The 2,596-nt window shown below is 70.5% G+C and carries 3 protein-coding genes; 1 reads left to right on the top strand and 2 read right to left on the bottom strand.

Annotated features, from left to right (window positions below):
• Positions 1-309: phosphoadenosine phosphosulfate reductase family protein (locus PHC73_RS13780; protein WP_300129398.1), on the top strand; the 309-nt coding region annotated here is incomplete at its 5' end.
• A gap of 143 nt (positions 310-452) precedes the next feature.
• Here PHC73_RS13780 and PHC73_RS13775 read toward each other — a convergent pair.
• Both PHC73_RS13775 and PHC73_RS13770 read right to left on the bottom strand, forming a co-directional pair.
• On the bottom strand, positions 453-1,235 hold the full coding sequence (locus tag PHC73_RS13775; protein ID WP_300129396.1) for a sulfite exporter TauE/SafE family protein: 783 nt from the start codon (positions 1,233-1,235) through the stop codon (positions 453-455).
• A 19-nt stretch (positions 1,236-1,254) separates the two neighbouring features.
• The coding region (locus PHC73_RS13770) for an NADPH-dependent assimilatory sulfite reductase hemoprotein subunit (protein WP_300129395.1) at positions 1,255-2,596 on the bottom strand (1,342 nt) is incomplete at its 5' end.

Below are 2,596 nucleotides of genomic sequence, written 5' to 3'. Positions count from 1 at the left end.
GAGCGCGAATGGGACGAGCAGCGCGGCATCTTCAAGTTCAACCCGCTGGCCGAGTGGAGTGAGGCCGACGTGTGGGCCTTCATCCGCGCCCACGACATCCCGTACAACGCCCTGCATGACCGCCATTTCCCGAGCATCGGCTGCGCGCCCTGCACGCGCGCCGTCACGGTGGGCGAGGACGCCCGCGCCGGGCGCTGGTGGTGGGAGCAGGACGGCCCGCGCGAGTGCGGCCTGCACGGCCCGGCGCGGGCACTGGGCGAAAGCGAGGCGCCGATCGACCGCACGCCGCTGCCCGACGCGAGTATTTAGCAGGCCGTTGAGAAAGGGCGTCCCTGCCCTTTCTCGACTCGGCTCGTCCCGGCACCGGTCCGCGACAGCCTGCGCAGATCAAGCGCTGGATGCGCTCGATCTGCCTGCAAGCCATCCCTGGCTTGCGCCGCCCACCGCGGGGCTCAGCCCAGCAACATCTTGATCGCGACCAACACCAGCACGCCGGCGATCACCGGTCGCAGCAGGCCGTCCGGCGCGCGGCTGCTGTAGTGTGATCCCAGCAGTACACCAGGAATCGAGCCCAGCAGCAGGCTGCCGAGCAGCGGCAAATCGACGTTGCCGAGCAGCAGGTGGCCAGTGCCGGCGAGGATGGTCAGTGGCACCGCGTGCAGGATGTCGGTGCCGACCAGCCGCGCCGACGTGAGCCGGCGCGGGTACAGGTAAACCAGCATCACCGTGCCGAGCGCGCCGGCGCCGATGGAGGTCAGCGTGACCAGAACGCCGAGCACGGCGCCGGCGACGACCGTCAGCGCGGGTTGCACGCGCTTGAAGGCATCCGGCGTTTGCGTGCGCAGCCCCTGGCCAACGGCGTGGATGCGGTTCTTGAACAGCATGGCGAGCGCCGTCAGCAGCAGCACCCCGCCGACGATCGCCACCAGTGCGCCGTTGCCCTGCCGCCCGAAGCCGCTCAGGTGCATCCACAGCAAGGTCAGCAGCGCCGCGGGCAGACTGCCGAGCCACAGGCGGCGCAGTACCTGCCAGTCGACCGTGCCACGGCCGTGGTGCAGCACGCTGCCGGCGGACTTGGTGAGCGCCGCGAACCACAGGTCGGTGCCCACCGCGACCGCCGGCGCGTGCCCGAACAGCAGCACCAGGATGGGCGTCATCAGCGAACCGCCGCCGACGCCGGTGAGGCCAACCAGCAGGCCGACGCCGAAGCCGGCCAGGGCGTTCAGACCCTCCACGACTTGACCGCGCCCGGCGTCAGTCGTGGAACTGCCGCCCCGCCGCCACCGCCGGCACCACGCCCGCGCGCACCAGAAAATCGCCGAAGTGCTCGCCCTTCTGCCGCTCGACCGCAAAGCGCTGCAGCAGCGGCGTCAGTGCCTCGACGATGGCGTCCTCGCCGATGTTCTCGCGGTACAGCTTGCCAAGGCGCTGGCCGTGGAAGCCGGCGCCAAGGTACAGGTTGTACTTGCCGGGCGCCTTGCCGACGAGACCAATCTCCGCGATGTACGGCCGCGCGCAGCCGTTGGGGCAGCCGGTCATGCGCAGCGTGATCGGCGTGTCCGACAGGCCGCAGGCATCGATCACGCCGTCCAGGCGCGTGATCAGATGCGGCAGGTAGCGCTCGCTCTCGGCCATGGCGAGCGCGCAGGTCGGCAGCGCCACGCAGGCCATGGCGTTTTGCCGCAGCAGCGAGGCGTCGCGTTCGAGGCCGTACTCGGCGATCAGCGCCTCGATGGCCGGCCGCTGGGCGGCGTCGATGCCGGCGACGGTGACGTTCTGGTTGTTGGTGAGCGCGAACAGGCCACGGTGCACGCGGGCAATCTCGCGCAGCCCCGAGCGCAGGCGGCGCGCGCCGCGGTCGGCGATGCGGCCGTTCTCGACGAACAGCGTGTAGTGCCAGCGCCCGTCCGGGCCCTGCTGCCAACCGAACGCGTCGGTGTTGTGGTCGAAGGTGAACGGCCGCGCCGGCGCCAGCGCAAAACCCAGCCGGCTTTCGAGCTCGCCCTTGAACCACGCGAGGCCGCGGTCGTCGATGGTGTACTTCAGGCGCGCGTGGCGACGGTTCGTGCGGTCGCCGAAGTCGCGCTGCACGCACACCACCTGCTCGGCCACCGCGATCGCCTGCTCGGGCGTGCAAAAACCGAGCAGGTCCGCCAGACGCGGGTAGGTAGCCTTCTCGCCGTGCGTCATGCCCATGCCGCCGCCGGCCAGCACGTTCCAGCCGGCAAGCTCGCCCTTGTCCTCGACGGCGATGAACGACAGGTCCTGCGCGTACACGTCCATGTCGTTGTCCGGCGGCACGGCGATGCCGATCTTGAACTTGCGCGGCAGGTACAGCGGGCCGTAGATGGGCTCGACTTCCGTGCTCGGGTCCACGGCCGGCGCGTCGAGCCAGATTTCCGCGTAGGCGTTGGTCTTCGGCAACAGGTGCTCACTCACGGCCCGCGCCAGCTCGCCGGCCTCCGCGTGCAGCGGCGAGCGGTACGGGTTGGCGCTCGCCAGCACGTTGCGGTTCACGTCGCCGCAGGCGGCGATGGTGTCCAGGCCCGCGGCGTGGATGGCCTGCATGGCCGGCTTGAAATGCGGCTTGCGGATG

The sequence above is a fragment of the Immundisolibacter sp. genome (genome assembly GCF_028696615.1).
Taxonomy (GTDB): Bacteria; Pseudomonadota; Gammaproteobacteria; order Immundisolibacterales; family Immundisolibacteraceae; genus Immundisolibacter.
Note: the sequence above shows the minus strand (reverse complement) of the source record. Positions and strands in the feature narration are given on the sequence as shown.